This window comes from Psychrobacter sp. 1Y4 (assembly GCF_051847555.1).
Window position 1 is genome coordinate 1 of the sequence record NZ_JBPYDE010001114.1, and the last position, 527, is coordinate 527.

1 protein-coding gene is annotated in these 527 nt (G+C 49.1%); it reads left to right on the top strand.

From position 1 onward, the window contains the following. Positions 1-527: NAD(P)(+) transhydrogenase (Re/Si-specific) subunit beta (locus ACS8FC_RS20695; protein WP_439298165.1), on the top strand; the 527-nt coding region annotated here is incomplete at both ends.

The following is a 527-nucleotide window of genomic DNA, read 5'->3' on the forward strand; positions in this document are numbered from 1 at the left end:
GCGATGATCTTAGGTGCCGTCGTTGGTATGTGGAAGGCAAAAACAGTCGCAATGACGCAGATGCCAGAAACCGTTGCTTTGATGCATTCATTTGTCGGTTTGGCAGCGGTTGCGATTGCCCTTGCGACGGTATTACACACTGAGCAAGAACATGGCGCGGTTGCCCGTGTTGAGTTATTTATCGGTTGTTTTATCGGTGCGATTACCTTCTCAGCGTCGGTTTTTGCCTTTGGTAAACTGGCAGCAAAAAGCTGGGCGAAAACATTGGTTGGCGGCTGGGTAAAACCTGTTCAAGCGCTATTATTCATTGCGATGATTGGTTTTGGTGGCGTGTATTTCATCACGGATTCATTACCAGCGTTTTATGCGATGGCAGTGATTGCCGTTATATTTGGTTGGATGTGGATTGCGCCAATCGGTGGCGGTGATATGCCAGTGGTCGTGTCTTTATTGAACTCGTTCTCAGGTTGGGCCGCCGCAGGGATTGGCTTCACCCTTGGCAACTCAATGCTGATTATCGCAGGTTC